This is a genomic window from Streptomyces ziwulingensis (assembly GCF_039542605.1).
Taxonomy (GTDB): domain Bacteria; phylum Actinomycetota; class Actinomycetes; order Streptomycetales; family Streptomycetaceae; genus Streptomyces; species Streptomyces ziwulingensis.
The window spans coordinates 95,035-113,042 of record NZ_BAABIG010000019.1 but is presented as its reverse complement, the minus strand read 5'-3'; the positions used below and the strand labels follow the sequence as shown (position 1 = coordinate 113,042).

Here is an 18,008-nt window from a genome sequence, read left to right as displayed (position 1 = left end):
CCGGCGTGATGAGTAGGACGACAGTGCAGGACGTCTCCGCGGCGCACGAGCCCCCCGCGGAGCCCGTCGCCACCCCGCACGCCGAGGGCGGCAGCCGCGCCCTCGCGCTGCTGCTGGTGATCACGGGCGCGGCCGGAGTGCTCGCCGCCTGGGTCATCACCCTCGACAAGTTCAAGCTGCTCGAGGCCAAGGTCGCCGGCACCACCTTCACCCCCGGGTGCAGCCTGAACCCGGTCGTCTCCTGCGGCAGCGTGATGGAGAGCGACCAGGCGTCCGTCTTCGGCTTCCCCAACCCCGTGCTCGGCCTGGTCTGCTACGGCATCGTGATCTGCGTCGGCATGAGCCTGCTCGCCCGGGCCCGGTTCCCGCGCTGGTACTGGCTCACCTTCAACGCGGGCACGCTCTTCGGCGTCGGCTTCTGCACCTGGCTGCAGTTCCAGTCGCTGTACCGGATCAACGCCCTGTGCCTGTGGTGCTGCCTCGCCTGGGTCGCCACGATCATCATGTTCTGGTACGTGACCTCCTTCAACGTCCGCAAGGGCTTCCTGCCCGGGCCGGCCTGGCTGCGCGGCTTCTTCGGCGAGTTCACCTGGGTCCTGCCGGTGCTGCACATCGGCATCATCGGCATGATGATCCTCACTCGCTGGTGGGACTTCTGGACGAGCTGACCCCGACGGCGCCCGCCGCGTTGTCGGTGCGGTGACTTAGGGTTCTCGACGTGGAGCCCGATTTGTTCACCGCCGCAGCAGAAGAACGCCAGGAGAAGGACCCCGCCGGCAGCCCGCTGGCCGTCCGGATGCGTCCGCGCGCCCTCGACGAGGTCGTCGGCCAGCAGCACCTGCTGAAGCCCGGCTCCCCCTTGCGCAGACTCGTCGGCGAGGGCTCCTCGGGCCCGGCCGGCCCCTCCTCGGTGATCCTGTGGGGGCCGCCCGGCACCGGCAAGACCACCCTGGCGTACGTCGTCTCCAAGGCCACCGAGAAGCGCTTCGTGGAACTGTCGGCGATCACCGCGGGCGTCAAGGAGGTCCGCGCGGTCATCGACGGCGCCCGCCGGGCGGTCGGCGGGTACGGCAAGGAGACCGTCCTCTTCCTCGACGAGATCCACCGCTTCAGCAAGGCCCAGCAGGACTCCCTGCTCCCGGCCGTCGAGAACCGCTGGGTCACCCTGATCGCCGCGACCACCGAGAACCCGTACTTCTCGGTGATCTCGCCCCTGCTCTCCCGCTCGCTCCTGCTCACCCTCGAACCCCTCACCGACGACGACGTCCGCGGCCTGCTGCGCCGCGCCCTGAGCGACGAGCGCGGCCTGAAGGGCGCCGTCGCGCTCCCCGCGGACACCGAGGACCACCTGCTGCGCATCGCCGGCGGGGACGCCCGCCGGGCCCTGACCGCCCTGGAGGCCGCCGCCGGGGCCGCGCTCGACAAGGACGAGGCCGAGATCTCGCTGGAGACGCTGGAGGAGACGGTCGACCGGGCGGCGGTGAAGTACGACCGCGACGGCGACCAGCACTACGACGTGGCCAGCGCCCTCATCAAGTCCATCCGCGGCTCCGACGTCGACGCCGCCCTGCACTACCTGGCCCGCATGATCGAGGCCGGCGAGGACCCCCGTTTCATCGCCCGCCGCCTGATGATCTCCGCCAGCGAGGACATCGGCCTCGCCGACCCCGGCGCCCTGCCGCTCGCGGTCGCCGCCGCCCAGGCCGTCGCCATGATCGGTTTCCCCGAGGCCGCCCTCACCCTCAGCCACACCACCATCGCCCTGGCCCTCGCGCCGAAGTCCAACGCCGCGACCACGGCGATCGGCGCCGCCCTGGAGGACGTGCGCAAGGGGCACGCCGGCGCCGTCCCGGCCGCCCTGCGCGACAGCCACTACAAGGGCGCGGGCAAGCTCGGCCACGGCCAGGGCTACGTCTACCCGCACGACGTGCCCGAGGGCATCGCCGCCCAGCAGTACGCCCCGGACTCCCTGAAGGACCGCGAGTACTACACCCCGACCCGGCACGGCGGCGAGGCACGGTACGCGGACGCCGTCGAGTGGACCCGGAAGCACCTCGGTCGCAAGCGGTCCTGAGCGCCCTGTAGAATCCCCCGGAGTGCTGAGTCCCGTGCCGTCAGAACGGGACACCCAGCCGGAACCCCCAGCGGGTTCCAGGAGCGTCGCGCACCGTCGATCGGTGTCGCGGGCAGCCCACCACCGCCCGGAGTTCCGGAGACGGTCGGTGGGCCACTCGCGTGCTGCACGTATGTGCCCAGACCAGGGGAGCGGCTGCCCGACAGGTCCCGTGCGGACCCGGCGGGTCTCCCCGGCTGCGGATGCGACCTCCCTCAACCCTGACAAGCCGGAAACCTCAGAAAAGAGATCAGACAGTGGCTAACCAGCCCCGTCCCAAGGTCAAGAAGTCGCGTGCCCTCGGCATCGCGCTGACCCCGAAGGCCGTCAAGTACTTCGAGGCTCGCCCCTACCCGCCCGGCGAGCACGGCCGCGGCCGCAAGCAGAACTCGGACTACAAGGTCCGTCTGCTCGAGAAGCAGCGCCTGCGTGCCCAGTACGACGTCTCCGAGCGTCAGCTCGTCCGCGCCTACGACCGTGCCTCCAAGGTCCAGGGCAAGACCGGCGAGGCCCTGATCGTGGAGCTGGAGCGCCGTCTCGACGCCCTGGTCCTGCGCTCGGGCATCGCCCGCACGATCTACCAGGCCCGCCAGATGGTCGTCCACGGCCACATCGCGGTCAACGGCCAGAAGGTCGACAAGCCGTCCTTCCGGGTCCGCCCGGACGACGTCGTGCAGGTCCGCGACCGCTCCAAGGACAAGACGCTCTTCCAGATCGCCCGTGAGGGCGGCTTCGCCCCCGACGGCGAGACCCCGCGCTACCTGCAGGTGAACCTCAAGGCCCTGGCGTTCCGCCTGGACCGTGAGCCGAACCGCAAGGAGATCCCGGTGATCTGCGACGAGCAGCTCGTCGTCGAGTACTACGCCCGCTGATCCCAGCCGGACGCGGTACCCCGGCCCGCCGTCTCCCCGCCCCCACCGGGCGGGCGGGACGGCGGGCTTCGTCGTGCCCCGCCCCCAGCCGCCGGCCGGGCCGCCGCGGACCGTAATCCGGTACGGAGCCCCAGCCCCGGCGCGATAGGCTCGGTGCACGACTTTCCCGATGTACAGGCACGTTTCAGGGAGCGGGTGTCACACAGTGTCCGGTGGAGAGGTGGCCGGGATTCTGGTGGCCGTCTTCTGGGCGATTCTGGTCTCCTTCCTCGCGGTGGCACTGGCGAGGCTGGCCCAGACGCTCAAGGCGACCACCAAACTCGTGGCGGACGTGACCGACAGGGCCGTCCCCCTGCTGTCCGACGCCTCCTCGGCGGTGCGCTCGGCGCAGACCCAGATCGACCGGGTCGACGCGATCGCCTCCGACGTCCAGGAGGTCACGTCGAACGCCTCCGCGCTCTCCTCGACCGTGGCGTCCACCTTCGGCGGCCCCCTGGTCAAGGTCGCTGCCTTCGGCTACGGGGTACGCAGGGCGATGAGCGGCCGCAAGGAAGAGGAACCGGCCAAGCCGTCGAGGCGCGCCGTGATCGTCGGCCGCACGGTCCCGGCGGCCCGACGGGCGAAGCGGAAGAAGGACTGATCCAGCAATGTTCCGTCGCACCTTCTGGTTCTCCTCCGGCGTCGCCGCCGGAGTGTGGGCCACCACCAAGGTCAACCGCAAGCTGAAGCAGCTCACGCCCGACAACCTCGCCGTCGCCGCGGCGAACAAGGCCGTCGAGGCGGGCGGCCGGCTGAAGGACCGCGCGGTGGGCTTCGCCCTCGACGTCCGCGACAACATGGCCCAGCGGGAGGCCGAACTGGACGACGCGCTCGGGCTCGGCGCCCCCGTCGACCGGGAACTCCCCGCACCCCGGCGCCACACCGCCATCGAGAACCGCGACACCTCGCGGTACCTCGACAGGACGACGTACACGCACAACCGGAATGAGGACCACTGATGGAGTCGGCCGAGATTCGCCGCCGCTGGTTGAGCTTCTTCGAGGAGCGCGGGCACACCGTCGTGCCTTCGGCGTCGCTCATCGCGGACGACCCGACTCTGCTGCTGGTCCCGGCGGGCATGGTGCCCTTCAAGCCGTACTTCCTCGGTGCCGTCAAGCCGCCCTTCGACCGCGCCACCAGCGTGCAGAAGTGCGTGCGCACCCCCGACATCGAAGAGGTCGGCAAGACCACCCGGCACGGCACCTTCTTCCAGATGTGCGGCAACTTCTCCTTCGGCGACTACTTCAAGGAAGGCGCCATCAAGTACGCCTGGGAGCTGCTCACCGGCGCCCAGGACAAGGGCGGTTACGGCCTCGACCCCGAGCGCCTGTGGATCACCGTGTACCTGGAGGACGACGAGGCCGAGCGCATCTGGCGCGACGTCGTGGGCGTCCCCGCCGAGCGCATCCAGCGCCTGGGGAAGAAGGACAACTACTGGTCCATGGGCGTCCCCGGCCCCTGCGGCCCCTGTTCCGAGATCAACTACGACCGCGGCCCCGACTTCGGCGTCGAGGGCGGCCCCGCCGTCAACGACGAGCGGTACGTGGAGATCTGGAACCTCGTCTTCATGCAGTACGAGCGGGGCGAGGGCACGTCCAAGGAGGACTTCGAGATCCTCGGGGACCTGCCGAGCAAGAACATCGACACCGGGCTCGGCCTGGAGCGGCTCGCCATGATTCTGCAGGGCGTGCAGAACATGTACGAGATCGACACCTCGATGGCCGTCATCGAGCGGGCCACCGAGCTGACCGGTGTGGCCTACGGCGACGCCCACGCCTCGGACGTGTCCCTGCGGGTGGTCACCGACCACATGCGCACCTCCGTGATGCTCATCGGCGACGGCGTCACCCCCGGCAACGAGGGCCGCGGCTATGTGCTGCGCCGCATCATGCGCCGCGCCATCCGCAACATGCGGCTGCTCGGCGCCACCGGTCCGGTCGCCAAGGACCTGATCGACGTCGTGATCGAGATGATGGGGCAGCAGTACCCCGAGCTGATCACCGACCGCGAGCGGATCGAGAAGGTCGCCGTCGCCGAGGAGAACGCCTTCCTCAAGACGCTGAAGGCCGGCACCAACATCCTGGACACCGCGGTCGGCGACACCAAGGCCGCCGGTGGCGGCGTGCTCTCCGGCGACAAGGCGTTCCTGCTCCACGACACCTGGGGCTTCCCGATCGACCTCACCCTGGAGATGGCCGCCGAGCAGGGCCTGACCGTGGACGAGGACGGCTTCCGCCGGCTGATGAAGGAGCAGCGGGAGCGCGCCAAGGCCGACGCCCAGGCCAAGAAGACCGGCCACGCCGGCGCCGGCGCCTACCGCGAGATCGCCGACCAGGCCGGTGCCACCGACTTCATCGGCTACACGGACACCGAGAGCGAGTCCACGATCCTCGGCATCCTGGTCGACGGCGCCTCCTCGCCGGCCGCCACCGAGGGCGACGAGGTCGAGATCGTCCTCGACCGCACCCCCTTCTACGCCGAGGGCGGCGGCCAGATCGGCGACACCGGCCGGATCAAGGTCGACACCGGCGCCGTCATCGAGATCCGCGACTGCCAGAAGCCGGTCCCGGGGGTGTACGTCCACAAGGGCGTGGTCCAGTTCGGTGAGGTCACCGTCGGCGCCAAGGCCCTGGCCTCGATCGACGACCGGCGCCGCACGGCCATCGCCCGCGCCCACTCCGCCACCCACCTCACCCACCAGGCGCTGCGGGACGCCCTCGGCCCGACGGCCGCCCAGGCCGGTTCCGAGAACCAGCCCGGCCGCTTCCGCTTCGACTTCGGTTCGCCCGCCGCCGTGCCCACGGCCGTGATGACCGACGTCGAGCAGAAGATCAACGAGGTGCTCGCCCGCGACCTCGACGTCCGCGCCGATGTGATGGGCATCGACGAGGCCAGGAAGCAGGGCGCCATCGCCGAGTTCGGCGAGAAGTACGGCGAGCGGGTGCGGGTGGTGACCATCGGCGACTTCTCCAAGGAGCTGTGCGGCGGCACCCATGTGCACAACACCGCCCAGCTCGGCCTGGTCAAGCTGCTCGGCGAGTCCTCCATCGGCTCGGGCGTGCGCCGCATCGAGGCCTTGGTCGGCGTGGACGCCTACAACTTCCTCGCCCGGGAGCACACGGTCGTCGCCCAGCTCCAGGAGCTGATCAAGGGCCGCCCGGAGGAACTGCCGGAGAAGGTCTCCGCCATGCTCGGCAAGTTGAAGGACGCCGAGAAGGAGATCGAGAAGTTCCGCGCCGAGAAGGTCCTGCAGGCCGCGGGAGGACTGGCCGACTCGGCCAAGGACGTCCAGGGCGTCGCACTCGTCACCGGCCAGGTCCCGGACGGCACCACCGCGGACGACCTGCGCAGGCTCGTCCTCGACGTGCGCGGCCGCATCCAGGGCGGCCGGGCCGCCGTGGTGGCCCTGTTCACCACCGTGGGCGGCAAGCCGCTCACGGTCATCGCCACCAACGAGGCCGCCCGCGAGCGCGGTCTCAAGGCCGGCGAACTGGTCCGTGCGGCCGCCAAGACCCTCGGCGGCGGCGGTGGCGGCAAGCCGGACGTCGCCCAGGGCGGCGGCCAGCACCCGGCCGCCATCGGCGAGGCCGTGGCCGCGGTCGAACGGCTCGTGGCGGACACCGCCAAGTGAGCGATCCGGCAACCGGCCCCGCGATGCGCCGCGGCCGCCGCCTCGCGATCGACGTCGGGGACGCCCGCATCGGGGTCGCCTCGTGCGACCCCGACGGGATCCTCGCCACCCCGGTGGAGACGGTCCCCGGCCGGGACGTCCCGGCGGCCCACCGCCGGCTGGCGCAGCTCGTCGAGGAGTACGAACCGATCGAGGTCGTCGTCGGGCTCCCGCGCTCCCTCAAGGGGGGCGAGGGCCCGGCCGCGGTCAAGGTCCGGGGGTTCGCCCAGGAGCTGGCGGGACGTATCGCCCCGGTCCCGGTCCGGCTCCTGGACGAGCGGATGACGACCGTGACGGCGGGGCAGGGGCTGCGGGCCTCCGGGGTGAAGGCCAAGAAGGGGCGGTCCGTCATCGACCAGGTCGCCGCTGTGATCATCCTTCAACAGGCACTTGAATCCGAACGAGTGTCAGGTAATCCTCCCGGTGAGGGCGTCGAAGTGGTCATCTGATCGCGATACGGTAACGTTCCGCGCGATGCGGTGGTGTTCGAACAGCCACCGCACAGAGAGAGGCGGAACGGAAGCCGGGCCCTCCAGCCGCGCTGACCGTCGCCTCGCGGCTCTAGGGGACCGATGACTGAGTATGGCCGGGGCCAAGGCTCCGAACCGTGGCATCCCGAGGACCCGTTGTACGGGGACGGCGGATGGGGAGGTCAGCAGGCCCAGGCGGACCCGCAGGCCCCGTACGGCGGCCAGCCGCAGCAGCAGAACCCGCAGCAGGCGCAGCAGGGCCAGTACGGCGACTGGAACGACGGCGGGCAGGGCGCCTACGGCCAGGGCCGGCAGCAGTACGCCTATGACCAGCAGCAGCAGTACGACCAGCAGCAGTACGGTCCGCAGTACGACCCGCAGCAGTACCCCCAGCCGGACGCGCGGCAGTACCCCCCGCAGTACGACCAGCACCAGCACCAGCACCAGTACGCGGCGCAGGCCCCGCACGAACAGCAGTACGACAACGGGGGCTGGGCTCCGGACGCCGGGCCGCAGGCCCACTACCCCGTCGACCCCACCGATCCGTACGCGCAGCAGGGCGGCGCCCCCGGTGCCGAGCAGCCCGACTTCTACGGGACGCCCGACGCCTATCCGCCGCCGGAGCCGCCGGGCCGTCGGCGCGCCGAACCGGCGCCGGAGCGCGCCGACTGGGACCCGGGCCCGGACCAGGGCGAACACGCCTTCTTCGCGGGTGAGGACGGCGAGGACGGCGAGGACGAGGACGAGCGGGACGGTCGCGAGCGCGGTGACCGCCGCGGCCGGGGCGGCAAGCCCAAGAAGAGGCGTAACGGTTGTGCATGCCTCGTCGTCTGCCTGGTGCTGGGGGGCGGAGCGGCCGGCGTCGCCTATTTCGGCTACCAGTTCTACCAGGACCGGTTCGGCTCCGCGCCGGACTTCGCGGGCGACGGCAACGGCCAGCAGGTGACCGTCACCATCCCCAAGGGCGCCGGCGGCTCGGTGATCGGCCAGGAGCTGAAGCGCAGGGGTGTCGTCAGAAGCGTCGACGCCTTCATCTCCGCCGTGCAGAGCAACGCCGACGCCAAGGGCATCCAGGACGGCGTCTACACCCTGCAGAAGGAGATGTCGGCCGCGAGCGCGGTCGAACTGATGCTCAGCCCCAAGAGCCGGGACAACCTGATCATCGCCGAGGGCAGGCGGAACGTCGTCGTCTACGAGGAGATCGACAAACGCCTCGACGTCGACAAGGGCACCACCGCGAAGATCGCCAGAAGCGACTACAAGGACCTCGGCCTGCCGGCCTGGGCGCTGAACCACGCGGACGTCAAGGACCCGCTCGAAGGCTTCCTCTACCCCTCCAGCTACGCGGTGGCCAAGGGGCAGAAGCCCAAGGACGTGCTCAAGCAGATGGTGACGCGGGCCGCCGACAAGTACGAGGAGCTCGGGTTCGCGCAGAAGGCGGAGGAGCTGGGGCTGGAGGGGCCGTGGCAGCTCGTGACGGTCGCGAGCCTGGTGCAGGCCGAGGGCAAGACCCACGACGACTTCCGCAAGATGTCCGAAGTGGTCTACAACCGTCTGAAGACCACCAACACCGAAACCAATCAGCTTCTCCAGTTCGACTCGACGTACAACTACGCCAAGAAGCAGAGCGACATCCACATCAGCGAGTCCGAGATCAACAGCGACAAGGACCCGTACAACACGTACACCAACAAGGGCCTGCCGCCGGGACCCATCGGCAACCCCGGTGACGAGGCCCTCCAGGCGGCGCTGGACCCCACGGACGACGGCTGGATCTACTTCGTGGCCACCGACGGGGTGGAGAAGACCGAGTTCGCCAAGACGAACGCCGAGTTCGAAAGGCTCAAGGACAAGTTCAATGCCAGCAGGGGCAACTGACACGCGCCGGGCAGCCGTACTCGGCTCCCCGATCGCCCACTCCCTCTCCCCGGTGCTGCACCGCACCGCGTACGCGGAGATGGGGCTGGCCGACTGGACGTACGACCGCTTCGACGTGGACGAGGAGGCGCTGCCGGGCTTCTTCGGGCAACTCGGGCCCGAGTGGGCGGGGCTGTCGCTGACCATGCCCCTGAAGCGTGCCGTGATGCCGCTGCTCGACGAGGTCAGCGCCACCGCCGCCGCCGTGGACGCGGTGAACACCGTCGTGTTCAGCGCGGACGGGCACGCCACCGGCGACAACACCGACATCCCGGGCATCGTCGCCGCCCTGCGCGAGCACGGCGTCGAGAAGGCCGAGAGCGCGGCGATCCTGGGCGCCGGCGCCACCGCCTCCTCCGCGCTCGCCGCGCTGGCCCGGATCTGCACCGGCGAGATCACCGTCTACGTGCGCAGCCGGACCCGCGCCGCCGAGATGCGCGGGTGGGGCGAGAAGCTGGACGCCGAGGTCCGCGTCGTGGACTGGGCGCGGGCCGCGGAGGCGCTGCGCGCCCCGCTGGTCGTGGCCACCACGCCGGCCGGCGCGACCGACGCCCTCGCCGCCGCCGTCCCCGGGCGGCCCAGCACCCTCTTCGACGTGCTGTACGAGCCCTGGCCGACCGCGCTCGCCGCCCGCTGGGCGGCGTACGGCGGGGCCGTGGTCAGCGGACTCGACCTGCTGCTGCACCAGGCGGTGCTCCAGGTGGAGCAGATGACGGGCCGGTCCCCGGCCCCGCTCGCCGCCATGCGCATCGCGGGGGAGCGGGCGCTCGCGCAACGCTGAGCGCTGTCCGGCTCGCACAGCGGGCCGGAAGGGGACGGTCCGGCCCGAGCCGCGGCCCCCGGGTGGCGGCCCGCTGTCCGGTTGGTGGACCGCCGCCCGGGCCGCACAGATGGACATGGGAGGATTGGGGCCGGCGGATCAGGGCCGCGCACCCTGCTCGCGCCGTGATGGCACAGGGCGCGAGCACTGAGGAGCACCGTTGAGCAGGTTGCGCTGGCTGACCGCGGGGGAGTCCCACGGTCCCGCACTCGTCGCGACGCTGGAGGGTCTTCCCGCCGGCGTGCCGATCACCACGGAGATGGTGGCGGACCACCTGGCGCGGCGGCGGCTCGGCTATGGGCGCGGCGCTCGGATGAAGTTCGAACGGGACGAGGTCACCTTCCTCGGCGGGGTCCGGCACGGTCTCACCATGGGCTCCCCGGTCGCGGTCATGGTGGGCAACACCGAGTGGCCCAAGTGGGAGCAGGTGATGTCCGGTGACCCGGTCGACCCGGAGATCCTGGCCGGGCTGGCCCGCAACGCCCCGCTGACCCGCCCCCGGCCCGGCCACGCCGACCTCGCGGGCATGCAGAAGTACGGCTTCGACGAGGCCCGTCCGATCCTGGAGCGTGCCTCCGCGCGGGAGACCGCGGCCCGGGTCGCGCTCGGCGCGGTGGCCCGGTCCTACCTCAAGGAGACGGCCGGCATCGAGATCGTCAGCCACGTCGTGGAACTGGCCGCCGCGAAGGCGCCCCGCGGTGTGCTGCCGGCCCCGGCGGACGTGGCGCGGCTCGACGCCGACCCGGTGCGCTGTCTGGACGCGGACGCCTCGGCCGCGATGGTCGCCGAGATCGACCAGGCCCACAAGGACGGCGACACCCTGGGCGGTGTGGTCGAGGTGCTGGCCTACGGCGTGCCGGTGGGTCTGGGCTCGCACGTGCACTGGGACCGCCGGCTGGACGCCCGGCTGGCCGCCGCCCTCATGGGCATCCAGGCCATCAAGGGTGTCGAGGTCGGCGACGGCTTCGACCTGGCCCGGGTGCCGGGTTCGAAGGCGCACGACGAGATCGTCGCCACCCCCGAGGGCGTCAAGCGGACCTCCGGCCGCTCCGGCGGCACCGAGGGCGGCCTGTCCACCGGCGAACTGCTGCGGGTGCGGGCGGCCATGAAGCCGATCGCGACCGTGCCGCACGCCCTGCGGACGATCGACGTCGCCACCGGCGAGGCCACCGCCGCCCACCACCAGCGCTCCGACGTCTGTGCCGTGCCGGCGGCCGGCATCGTCGCGGAGGCCATGGTCGCGCTCGTCCTCGCGGACGCGGTCGCCGAGAAGTTCGCCGGCGACAGCGTGCCCGAGACCCGGCGCAACGTCACCTCGTACCTCGACGCGCTGGCCATCCGGTGAACCCGCTCCTGATCGTCCTGGTCGGGCCGATGGGCGTCGGCAAGTCGACGGTCGGCGCGCTGCTCGCCGAGCGGCTCGGGACCGGCTACCGGGACACCGACGGGGACATCGTCGCGGAGCAGGGCCGCACCATCGCCGAGATCTTCGTCGACGAGGGCGAGGAGGCCTTCCGGGCGATCGAGAAGCGGGCGGTGCGGCGGGCGCTGGCCGAGCACACCGGTGTCCTCTCGCTCGGCGGCGGCGCCGTGCTGGACGCGGAGGTGCGCGCCCTGCTCGCCGGGCACCGCGTCGTCTACCTCTCGATGGACGTCGAGGAGGCGGTCAGGCGCACCGGCCTCAACACCGCCCGCCCGCTGCTCGCGGTCAACCCCCGCAAGCAGTGGCGGGAGCTGATGGAGGCCAGGCGCCACCTGTACGAGTCCCTCGCCACGGCCGTCGTCGCGACCGACGGCCGTACGCCCGAAGAGGTCACCCGGGCCGCCCTCGACGCACTTCGGTCGCGGACCGTATCCCCCGGGGAGCAGCCCCCGGACCCCCGGCCGGAGGACGCCATGACGAACGGTGTGACAAGGATCCGGATCGGCGGCACCGCCGGCCGGGACTCCTACGAGGTACTGGTGGGCCGTCAGCTCCTCGGCGAGCTGGCCGGACTGATCGGGCCGAAGGCCAAGCGGGTCGCGGTGATCCATCCCGAGGCGCTCGCCGAGACCGGCGACGCCCTGCGCGCCGACCTCGCCGAGCAGGGCTACGACGCGATCGCCGTCCAGGTGCCCAACGCGGAGGAGGCCAAGACCGCCGAGGTCGCCGCCTACTGCTGGAAGGCGCTCGGCCAGTCCGGGTTCACCCGCACCGACGCCGTCGTCGGCGTGGGCGGCGGCGCCACCACGGACGTGGCCGGATTCGTCGCCGCGTCCTGGCTGCGCGGCGTGCGCTGGATCGCCGTGCCCACCACCGTGCTGGCCATGGTCGACGCGGCCGTCGGCGGCAAGACCGGCATCAACACCGCCGAGGGCAAGAACCTCGTCGGCGCCTTCCACCCGCCCGTCGGCGTGCTCTGCGACCTCGCCGCGCTGGACTCGCTCGCGGTCCACGACTACGTCTCCGGGCTCGCCGAGGTCATCAAGTGCGGCTTCATCGCCGACCCGGTGATCCTCGACCTGATCGAGTCCGACCCCGAGGCGGCCCGCACCCCGGCCGGCCCGCACACCGCCGAGCTGATCGAGCGTTCCATCCGGGTCAAGGCCGAGGTCGTCTCCGCCGACCTGAGGGAAGAGGGCCCGCGGGAGATCCTCAACTACGGCCACACCCTCGGCCACGCCATCGAGAAGAACGAGCGCTACAAGTGGCGCCACGGCGCCGCCGTCTCGGTCGGCATGCACTTCGCCGCCGAGCTGGGCCGGCTCGCGGGCCGCCTGGACGACGCCACGGCCGACCGGCACCGCTCGGTCCTCGAAGCGGTCGGGCTGCCGCTGCACTACCGGCACGACCAGTGGCCCAAGCTGCTGGAGAACATGAGGCTGGACAAGAAGTCCCGCGGCGACCTGCTGCGTTTCATCGTCCTGGACGGCCTGGCCAAGCCCACCGTCCTGGAGGGCCCCGACCCCGCCGTCCTCCTCGCCGCCTACGGCGAAGTGGGCCAGTAGGTACCCGGGCGTACCTTCCGCCCGATTCGCCTTCTCCACCGGGCACTTCACACCGCCCCCGGCCGTTCACCAAACGACGGCCGGGGGCGGTACCGTTCGGTAGCGACAGCGGGGCCCGCCGCCCCGTCGTCAGCGCCCATCCCCCGTGGTGAGTGAGCCGAAGGGGCGCGCCGGAGTCGAGACGTCCGAGGTTTTCCCGCTCGCGGAGCCGGGGGAGCGCTCAGGCCCGAAGGGCTGAGCGCGTTCGGGCACTCGGGCCCGGCCGCCGCGCCCCGACGGCGTACCGAGCCCGAAGAACGAGACGGAGTGGCACCGGATGCAGCACGCAGGGGGTCCTCCGCTGCCGCCGCCCCATCAGCCGGGGCACGGATCCGCCCCCGGCTGGTCGTCGGCCGCACCTCACCCGGGCCCGCTCCCGGGAGCGCACGAGGCTTCCGCCCCCGTACCCCCGCCGCCCGCCCCGGGCTATCCGGGCAGGCCCGCCCACCCCGCCCCGGCCCCGCACCACGCACAGCCGCCGGTGCCCGCCCCGCAGCACGCCCCGCCGGCGGCCCCCGCCCCGCAGCACGCCCCGCCGCCCGTCGTGGCCCCGCCGCAGGCGGTCGCCCCGCCGGTGCCGGAGACCACCGGTCACCTCCCGCTGCCCCCGGGCGGTCCCGTCGCCGCGCCCAGCGTGCTGCCGGCCACCGCTCCCGACCCGGCCGGCACCACCCTCGCGGTGTTGCTCATCGGCCCCGCGGGCGCCGGCAAGACCAGCGTGGCCAAGTACTGGGCCGACCACCGCCGGGTGCCCACCGCCCACATCAGCCTCGACGACGTCCGCGAGTGGGTCCGCTCGGGCTTCGCCGACCCGCAGTCCGGGTGGAACGACCACTCCGAGGCCCAGTACCGCCTGGCCCGCCGCACCTGCGGCTTCGCCGCGCGCAACTTCCTCGCCAACGGCATCTCCTGCGTCCTGGACGACGCCGTCTTCCCCGACCGGCCGGTCGTCGGCCTCGGTGGCTGGAAGCGGCACGTGGGCCCGGGGCTGCTGCCGGTCGTCCTGCTGCCCGGCCTGGACGTCGTCCTGGAGCGCAACGCCGAGCGCTCGGGCAACCGCCGCCTCACCGACGAGGAGGTCGCCCGCATCCACGGCCGGATGGCCGGCTGGTACGGCTCCGGGCTGCCGATCCTCGACAACTCCCAGTTGGACGTCCCCGAGACGGCACGGCTGCTGGACGAGGTCCTGGCCCGCTCGATAGCGAGCCCGCCGGCCTGGTAGCGGCGGGGCCGGCGGCCGCTCCCGGGACGGCGGAGGCGGGGTGACGCCCACTCGGCCCCGCTCGACCGGCGCCCCGCGCCCGCCCCTCGTACGCTCGGCTCATGTCAGAGGTGTACGCGGCCCGCCGGACGCGCCTACGGGAACGCTGCAATGCGGGTGGCAGCGCGGCGGCGCTCGTCTCCCGCCCCGCCAATGTGCGCTATCTCGCGGGCGCCGCTCCGCAGGGCGCCGTCCTGCTCCTCGGCAGGACCGAGGACGCGCTGCTGTGCGCCGGTCCGCCGAGCGGCCGGCCGGCCGACGGCCGCCCCGACGAGGCCCTGAAGGTGCGGGTGCTGCCCGGCCCCGGCGGCGACCCGGCCGTCGCCGCCACCGGCATCGCCGCCGACCAGGGCACCGAGTCCCTCGCCGTGGAGGAGCACCACCTGACCGTCGCCCGGCACCGGGCCATGCGCTCGGTCGCCGCCGGGCTGCGCCTGGCCGACCTCGGCTGCGCCGTCGAACAGCTCCGGGTGGTCAAGGACGAGGAGGAGATCTCCTGCCTGCGGATCGGCGCGGAGATCGCCGACCAGGCGCTCGGCGAACTCCTGGAGTCGATCCTGGTCGGACGGACCGAGCGGCACCTCGCCCTGGAGCTGGAGCGCCGCCTGGTCGACCACGGCGCCGACGGTCCGGCCTTCGCCACCTCGGTGGGCACCGGACCGAACTCCGGCCGTCCCGGGCACCGGCCCACCGACCGCCGGGTGGAGGAGGGCGATTTCCTCTCCGTCTGCCTCGGCGCCGCCTACCGCGGCTACCGCTGCGAGATCGGCCGGACCTTCGTCATCGGCACCTCGCCGGCCGACTGGCAGATCGAGCTGTACGACCTCGTCTTCGCCGCTCAGCGGGCCGGCCGGGAGGCCCTCGCCCCCGGCGCCGCCTGCCGTGACGTGGACCGCGCGGCCCGCCAGGTACTGGACTGCGCGGGGTACGCCGACAACCTCCCGGCACTCACCGGGCACGGCGTCGGGCTCGAAATCGACGAGGACCCTCAATTGTCCCCGGCGGCCATGGGTAAACTGGACGCTTGCGTGCCGGTCACCGTCGAACCGGGGGTCCACCTCCCGGGCCGGGGCGGTGTCCGGATCGATGACACGCTCGTCGTACGCCCCGAGGCGGACGGCGGACCCGAGCTACTCACCATCACGACCAAGGAACTGCTCGCGCTCTAGCCTCGCGCTGTGCGCGGGCACCCCGGGGTCGTCCACGTCAGTTACGTCCAGGAGATTCCGCAACCGTGGCTTCCACGAACGACCTCAAGAACGGCCTGGTGCTCAAGCTCGAAGGCGGCCAGCTCTGGTCCGTAGTCGAGTTCCAGCACGTCAAGCCCGGCAAGGGCCCGGCCTTCGTGCGCACCAAGCTCAAGAACGTGCTTTCCGGCAAGGTCGTCGACAAGACGTTCAACGCCGGCGTCAAGGTCGAGACGGCCACTGTCGACAAGCGTGACATGCAGTTCTCGTACATGGACGGCGAGTACTTCGTCTTCATGGACATGGAGACCTACGACCAGCTCATGGTCGACCGCAAGGCCGTCGGTGACGCCGCCAACTTCCTGATCGAGGGCTTCACCGCCACCGTCGCCCAGCACGAGGGCGAGGTGCTCTTCGTGGAGCTGCCGGCCGCCGTCGAGCTGGTCGTCCAGGAGACCGAGCCGGGCGTCCAGGGCGACCGCTCCACGGGCGGCACCAAGCCGGCCACGCTGGAGACCGGTCACCAGATCCAGGTCCCGCTCTTCATCACCACCGGTGAGAAGATCAAGGTCGACACCCGTTCCAGCGACTACCTCGGCCGGGTGAACAGCTAACCGTGGCTGCCCGCAACACGGCCCGCAAGCGCGCCTTCCAGATCCTCTTCGAGAGCGACCAGCGCGGCGTGGACGTCCTGACGGTCCTCGCCGACTGGATCCGGCACTCCCGGTCCGACACCCGGCAGCCGCCGGTGAGCGAGTACACGATGGAGCTGGTCGAGGGGTACGCCGAGCGCGCCGGGCGGATCGACGAGCTGATCGCCCAGTACTCGGTCGGCTGGACCCTGGACCGGATGCCGGTCGTCGACCGCAACCTCCTGCGGCTGGGCGCGTACGAGCTGATCTGGGTCGACGCGACCCCGGACGCCGTCGTGCTGGACGAGATGGTGCAGTTGGCGAAGGAGTTCTCCACCGACGAGTCGCCCTCGTTCGTCAACGGCCTGCTCGGCCGCTTCAAGGAGCTGAAGCCGACGCTCAAGCGCGGGTAGCGCCGCGGTTCGGCTCGGGGGACTGCGCCGACCGGGTGAACCGGGAGCGCGCGGGAGAAGGGCGTACAAAACCGCCGGGGTGGCCGGAACCGATGGGTTCCGGCCACCCCGGCGGCACGTTTCTGCTAGGGGGTCAGGCTTCCTCGTGGGAGGCGACCGCGCGGCGCGCGTCCGCGTCCAGGACACCCCAACTGATGAGCTGCTCGGTCAGCACCGAGGGCGACTGGTCGTAGATCACGGCGAGTGTGCGCAGGTCGTCCTGGCGGATCGAGAGCACCTTGCCGTTGTAGTCGCCGCGCTGGGACTGGATCGTCGCCGCGTAGCGCTGCAGGGGGCCCGCCTTCTCGGCCGGCACCGTGGCCAGCCGCTCCAGGTCCAGGACCAGCTTCGGCGGCGGCTCGGCGGCCCCGCCGGGGGTCGTGCCCGGCAGCAGCTCCTGCACCGGAACGCCGTAGAAGTCCGCCAGCTCGGCGAGGCGCTGCACGGTCACGGCACGGTCGCCGCGTTCGTACGAACCGACCACGACGGCCTTCCAGCGGCCCTGGGACTTCTCCTCGACACCGTGGAGGGAAAGGCCCTGCTGGGTGCGGATGGCCCGGAGCTTGGCCCCGAGCTGTTTGGCGTATTCGCTGGACATATGGCTCCCCGGACACTGTGTCGACGCGACTCGTCTGGATTCCGGCCGCGCGGCTGGTAACTCACTGTGAGGTTACGCAGCGTTACTCTGCTGCGTCAAGCCGAATGGTCCGCACCGACCCTTCCGTGGCGGCGGCACCTCGGTACGCCAAAGGAGTGACGCCGTTGCGCCAATGGGGTGACAGGGGCGCGAGCGGGGCGCTCCAGGGCACCTGCTACCGTAGATGGCGCAATTCCGACGTCCTTTAAGGTCCGTCCCGTGAGGCGGAGAAGGAGGTCCGTCTCGTATGGACGAGCAGGACACGCAGGACACGCAGGACATTCAGCATCGGCAGGGCCGGCGCTCCGACGCCCGGCCCGTTCTCGAAGGACCCGACATCGCTCGGGTGCTCACCCGCATCGCCCACGAGATCGTCGAGCGCGCCAAGGGCGCCGACGACGTGGTGCTCCTCGGCATTCCGACCCGGGGCGTCTTCCTCGCCCGGCGGCTCGCCGCCAAGCTGGAGCAGATCACCGAGCGCAAGGTGCCGTGCGGCTCGCTCGACATCACCATGTACCGCGACGACCTGCGCATGCACCCGCCGCGCGCGCTGGCCCGCACGGAGATCCCCGGCGACGGCCTCGACGGCCGCCTGGTCGTCCTCGTCGACGACGTCCTCTTCTCCGGCCGCACCATCCGCGCCGCCCTCGACGCGCTGGGCGACCTGGGCCGTCCGCGCGCGGTGCAGCTCGCCGTCCTCGTCGACCGCGGTCACCGCGAACTGCCCATCCGCGCCGACTACGTCGGCAAGAACCTCCCCACGTCGTTGCGGGAGACGGTCAAGGTCCAGCTCGCCGAGGAGGACGGTCGCGACACCGTGCTGCTGGGCGCCAAGCCGGACGCCCCGGGCGAGCAAGCGTAGGCAGCCACGGCCGTACGCCCCCGTCGTACGCCTGCCCCGGCATGCCCCC

At 71.9% G+C, this 18,008-nt stretch carries 17 protein-coding genes; 16 read left to right on the top strand and 1 reads right to left on the bottom strand.

What is annotated here, in order from left to right:
* The first annotated feature begins 8 nt into the window (after positions 1 to 8).
* The 15 genes from ABEB00_RS09585 to nusB all read left to right on the top strand — a co-directional run bounded on the left by ABEB00_RS09585 (position 9) and on the right by nusB (position 16,421).
* On the top strand, positions 9 to 668 hold the full coding sequence (locus ABEB00_RS09585; RefSeq protein WP_345618760.1) for a vitamin K epoxide reductase family protein: 660 nt from the start codon (positions 9 to 11) through the stop codon (positions 666 to 668).
* Positions 669 to 718: 50 nt separating this feature from the next.
* A complete protein-coding gene (locus tag ABEB00_RS09580) occupies positions 719 to 2,074 on the top strand; it encodes a replication-associated recombination protein A (RefSeq protein ID WP_345618758.1) in 1,356 nt (451 codons plus the stop codon).
* A 296-nt stretch (positions 2,075 to 2,370) separates the two neighbouring features.
* Entirely contained in the window at positions 2,371 to 2,985 is a 615-nt protein-coding gene (gene rpsD, locus ABEB00_RS09575; RefSeq protein ID WP_345618756.1) for a 30S ribosomal protein S4, read from the top strand.
* A 169-nt stretch (positions 2,986 to 3,154) separates the two neighbouring features.
* Positions 3,155 to 3,625, top strand: a complete 471-nt coding sequence (locus tag ABEB00_RS09570; RefSeq protein WP_345618754.1) for a DUF948 domain-containing protein — start codon at positions 3,155 to 3,157, stop codon at positions 3,623 to 3,625.
* A gap of 7 nt (positions 3,626 to 3,632) precedes the next feature.
* The gene (locus tag ABEB00_RS09565) at positions 3,633 to 3,983 is read left to right on the top strand and encodes a hypothetical protein (protein WP_345618752.1); all 351 of its coding nucleotides are present in this window, start codon (positions 3,633 to 3,635) and stop codon (positions 3,981 to 3,983) included.
* Positions 3,983 to 6,655 (top strand): alanine--tRNA ligase, encoded by a 2,673-nt coding sequence (alaS, locus tag ABEB00_RS09560; RefSeq protein ID WP_345618751.1) that lies wholly within the window; start codon positions 3,983 to 3,985, stop codon positions 6,653 to 6,655. Before ABEB00_RS09565 ends, alaS begins: the two co-directional genes overlap by 1 nt.
* Positions 6,656 to 6,678: 23 nt before the next feature.
* Positions 6,679 to 7,143 (top strand): Holliday junction resolvase RuvX, encoded by a 465-nt coding sequence (ruvX, locus tag ABEB00_RS09555; RefSeq protein ID WP_345618865.1) that lies wholly within the window; start codon positions 6,679 to 6,681, stop codon positions 7,141 to 7,143.
* A 123-nt stretch (positions 7,144 to 7,266) separates the two neighbouring features.
* Positions 7,267 to 9,042 carry an endolytic transglycosylase MltG gene (gene mltG / locus ABEB00_RS09550; RefSeq protein WP_345618749.1) on the top strand — a complete coding sequence of 592 codons (1,776 nt, stop codon included), beginning with the start codon at positions 7,267 to 7,269 and terminating at the stop codon, positions 9,040 to 9,042.
* Positions 9,023 to 9,862: a shikimate dehydrogenase gene (locus tag ABEB00_RS09545; protein WP_345618748.1), complete on the top strand. Its 840-nt coding sequence runs from the start codon at positions 9,023 to 9,025 to the stop codon at positions 9,860 to 9,862. Before mltG ends, ABEB00_RS09545 begins: the two co-directional genes overlap by 20 nt.
* A gap of 199 nt (positions 9,863 to 10,061) precedes the next feature.
* Positions 10,062 to 11,246 (top strand): chorismate synthase, encoded by a 1,185-nt coding sequence (aroC, locus tag ABEB00_RS09540; protein ID WP_345618746.1) that lies wholly within the window; start codon positions 10,062 to 10,064, stop codon positions 11,244 to 11,246.
* Between the two features lie 29 nt (positions 11,247 to 11,275).
* On the top strand, positions 11,276 to 12,889 hold the full coding sequence (gene aroB, locus ABEB00_RS09535; protein WP_425586468.1) for a 3-dehydroquinate synthase: 1,614 nt from the start codon (positions 11,276 to 11,278) through the stop codon (positions 12,887 to 12,889).
* 316 nt (positions 12,890 to 13,205) lie between these two features.
* Positions 13,206 to 14,150 (top strand): Pro-rich N-terminal domain-containing protein, encoded by a 945-nt coding sequence (locus ABEB00_RS09530; RefSeq protein ID WP_345618742.1) that lies wholly within the window; start codon positions 13,206 to 13,208, stop codon positions 14,148 to 14,150.
* 101 nt (positions 14,151 to 14,251) lie between these two features.
* Positions 14,252 to 15,358 (top strand): aminopeptidase P family protein, encoded by a 1,107-nt coding sequence (locus ABEB00_RS09525; protein ID WP_345618741.1) that lies wholly within the window; start codon positions 14,252 to 14,254, stop codon positions 15,356 to 15,358.
* 65 nt (positions 15,359 to 15,423) lie between these two features.
* The gene (gene efp, locus ABEB00_RS09520) at positions 15,424 to 15,990 is read left to right on the top strand and encodes an elongation factor P (protein WP_345618740.1); all 567 of its coding nucleotides are present in this window, start codon (positions 15,424 to 15,426) and stop codon (positions 15,988 to 15,990) included.
* A gap of 2 nt (positions 15,991 to 15,992) precedes the next feature.
* Positions 15,993 to 16,421 (top strand): transcription antitermination factor NusB, encoded by a 429-nt coding sequence (gene nusB / locus ABEB00_RS09515; RefSeq protein ID WP_345618738.1) that lies wholly within the window; start codon positions 15,993 to 15,995, stop codon positions 16,419 to 16,421.
* Positions 16,422 to 16,554: 133 nt separating this feature from the next.
* Here nusB and bldD read toward each other — a convergent pair whose 3' ends face one another.
* Entirely contained in the window at positions 16,555 to 17,058 is a 504-nt protein-coding gene (gene bldD / locus ABEB00_RS09510; protein WP_018570201.1) for a transcriptional regulator BldD, read from the bottom strand.
* A gap of 286 nt (positions 17,059 to 17,344) precedes the next feature.
* Here bldD and pyrR point away from each other — a divergent pair, with 286 nt between their 5' ends.
* Positions 17,345 to 17,959, top strand: a complete 615-nt coding sequence (pyrR, locus tag ABEB00_RS09505; RefSeq protein WP_425586465.1) for a bifunctional pyr operon transcriptional regulator/uracil phosphoribosyltransferase PyrR — start codon at positions 17,345 to 17,347, stop codon at positions 17,957 to 17,959.
* Positions 17,960 to 18,008 lie beyond the last annotated feature (49 nt).

Bases quoted from the DNA above. Each gene is read 5' to 3' on its own strand.
- pyrR (WP_425586465.1), top strand. From the start codon at position 17,345: ATGGACGAGCAGGACACGCAGGACACGCAGGACATTCAGCATCGGCAG.
- mltG (WP_345618749.1), top strand. From the start codon at position 7,267: ATGACTGAGTATGGCCGGGGCCAAGGCTCCGAACCGTGGCATCCCGAG.
- ABEB00_RS09525 (WP_345618741.1), top strand. From the start codon at position 14,252: ATGTCAGAGGTGTACGCGGCCCGCCGGACGCGCCTACGGGAACGCTGC.
- ABEB00_RS09565 (WP_345618752.1), top strand. From the start codon at position 3,633: ATGTTCCGTCGCACCTTCTGGTTCTCCTCCGGCGTCGCCGCCGGAGTG.
- alaS (WP_345618751.1), top strand. From the start codon at position 3,983: ATGGAGTCGGCCGAGATTCGCCGCCGCTGGTTGAGCTTCTTCGAGGAG.
- aroB (WP_425586468.1), top strand. From the start codon at position 11,276: ATGGGCGTCGGCAAGTCGACGGTCGGCGCGCTGCTCGCCGAGCGGCTC.
- ABEB00_RS09545 (WP_345618748.1), top strand. From the start codon at position 9,023: ATGCCAGCAGGGGCAACTGACACGCGCCGGGCAGCCGTACTCGGCTCC.
- ABEB00_RS09570 (WP_345618754.1), top strand. From the start codon at position 3,155: ATGTACAGGCACGTTTCAGGGAGCGGGTGTCACACAGTGTCCGGTGGA.
- bldD (WP_018570201.1), bottom strand. From the start codon at position 17,058: ATGTCCAGCGAATACGCCAAACAGCTCGGGGCCAAGCTCCGGGCCATC.
- ABEB00_RS09585 (WP_345618760.1), top strand. From the start codon at position 9: ATGAGTAGGACGACAGTGCAGGACGTCTCCGCGGCGCACGAGCCCCCC.
- ruvX (WP_345618865.1), top strand. From the start codon at position 6,679: ATGCGCCGCGGCCGCCGCCTCGCGATCGACGTCGGGGACGCCCGCATC.
- ABEB00_RS09530 (WP_345618742.1), top strand. From the start codon at position 13,206: ATGCAGCACGCAGGGGGTCCTCCGCTGCCGCCGCCCCATCAGCCGGGG.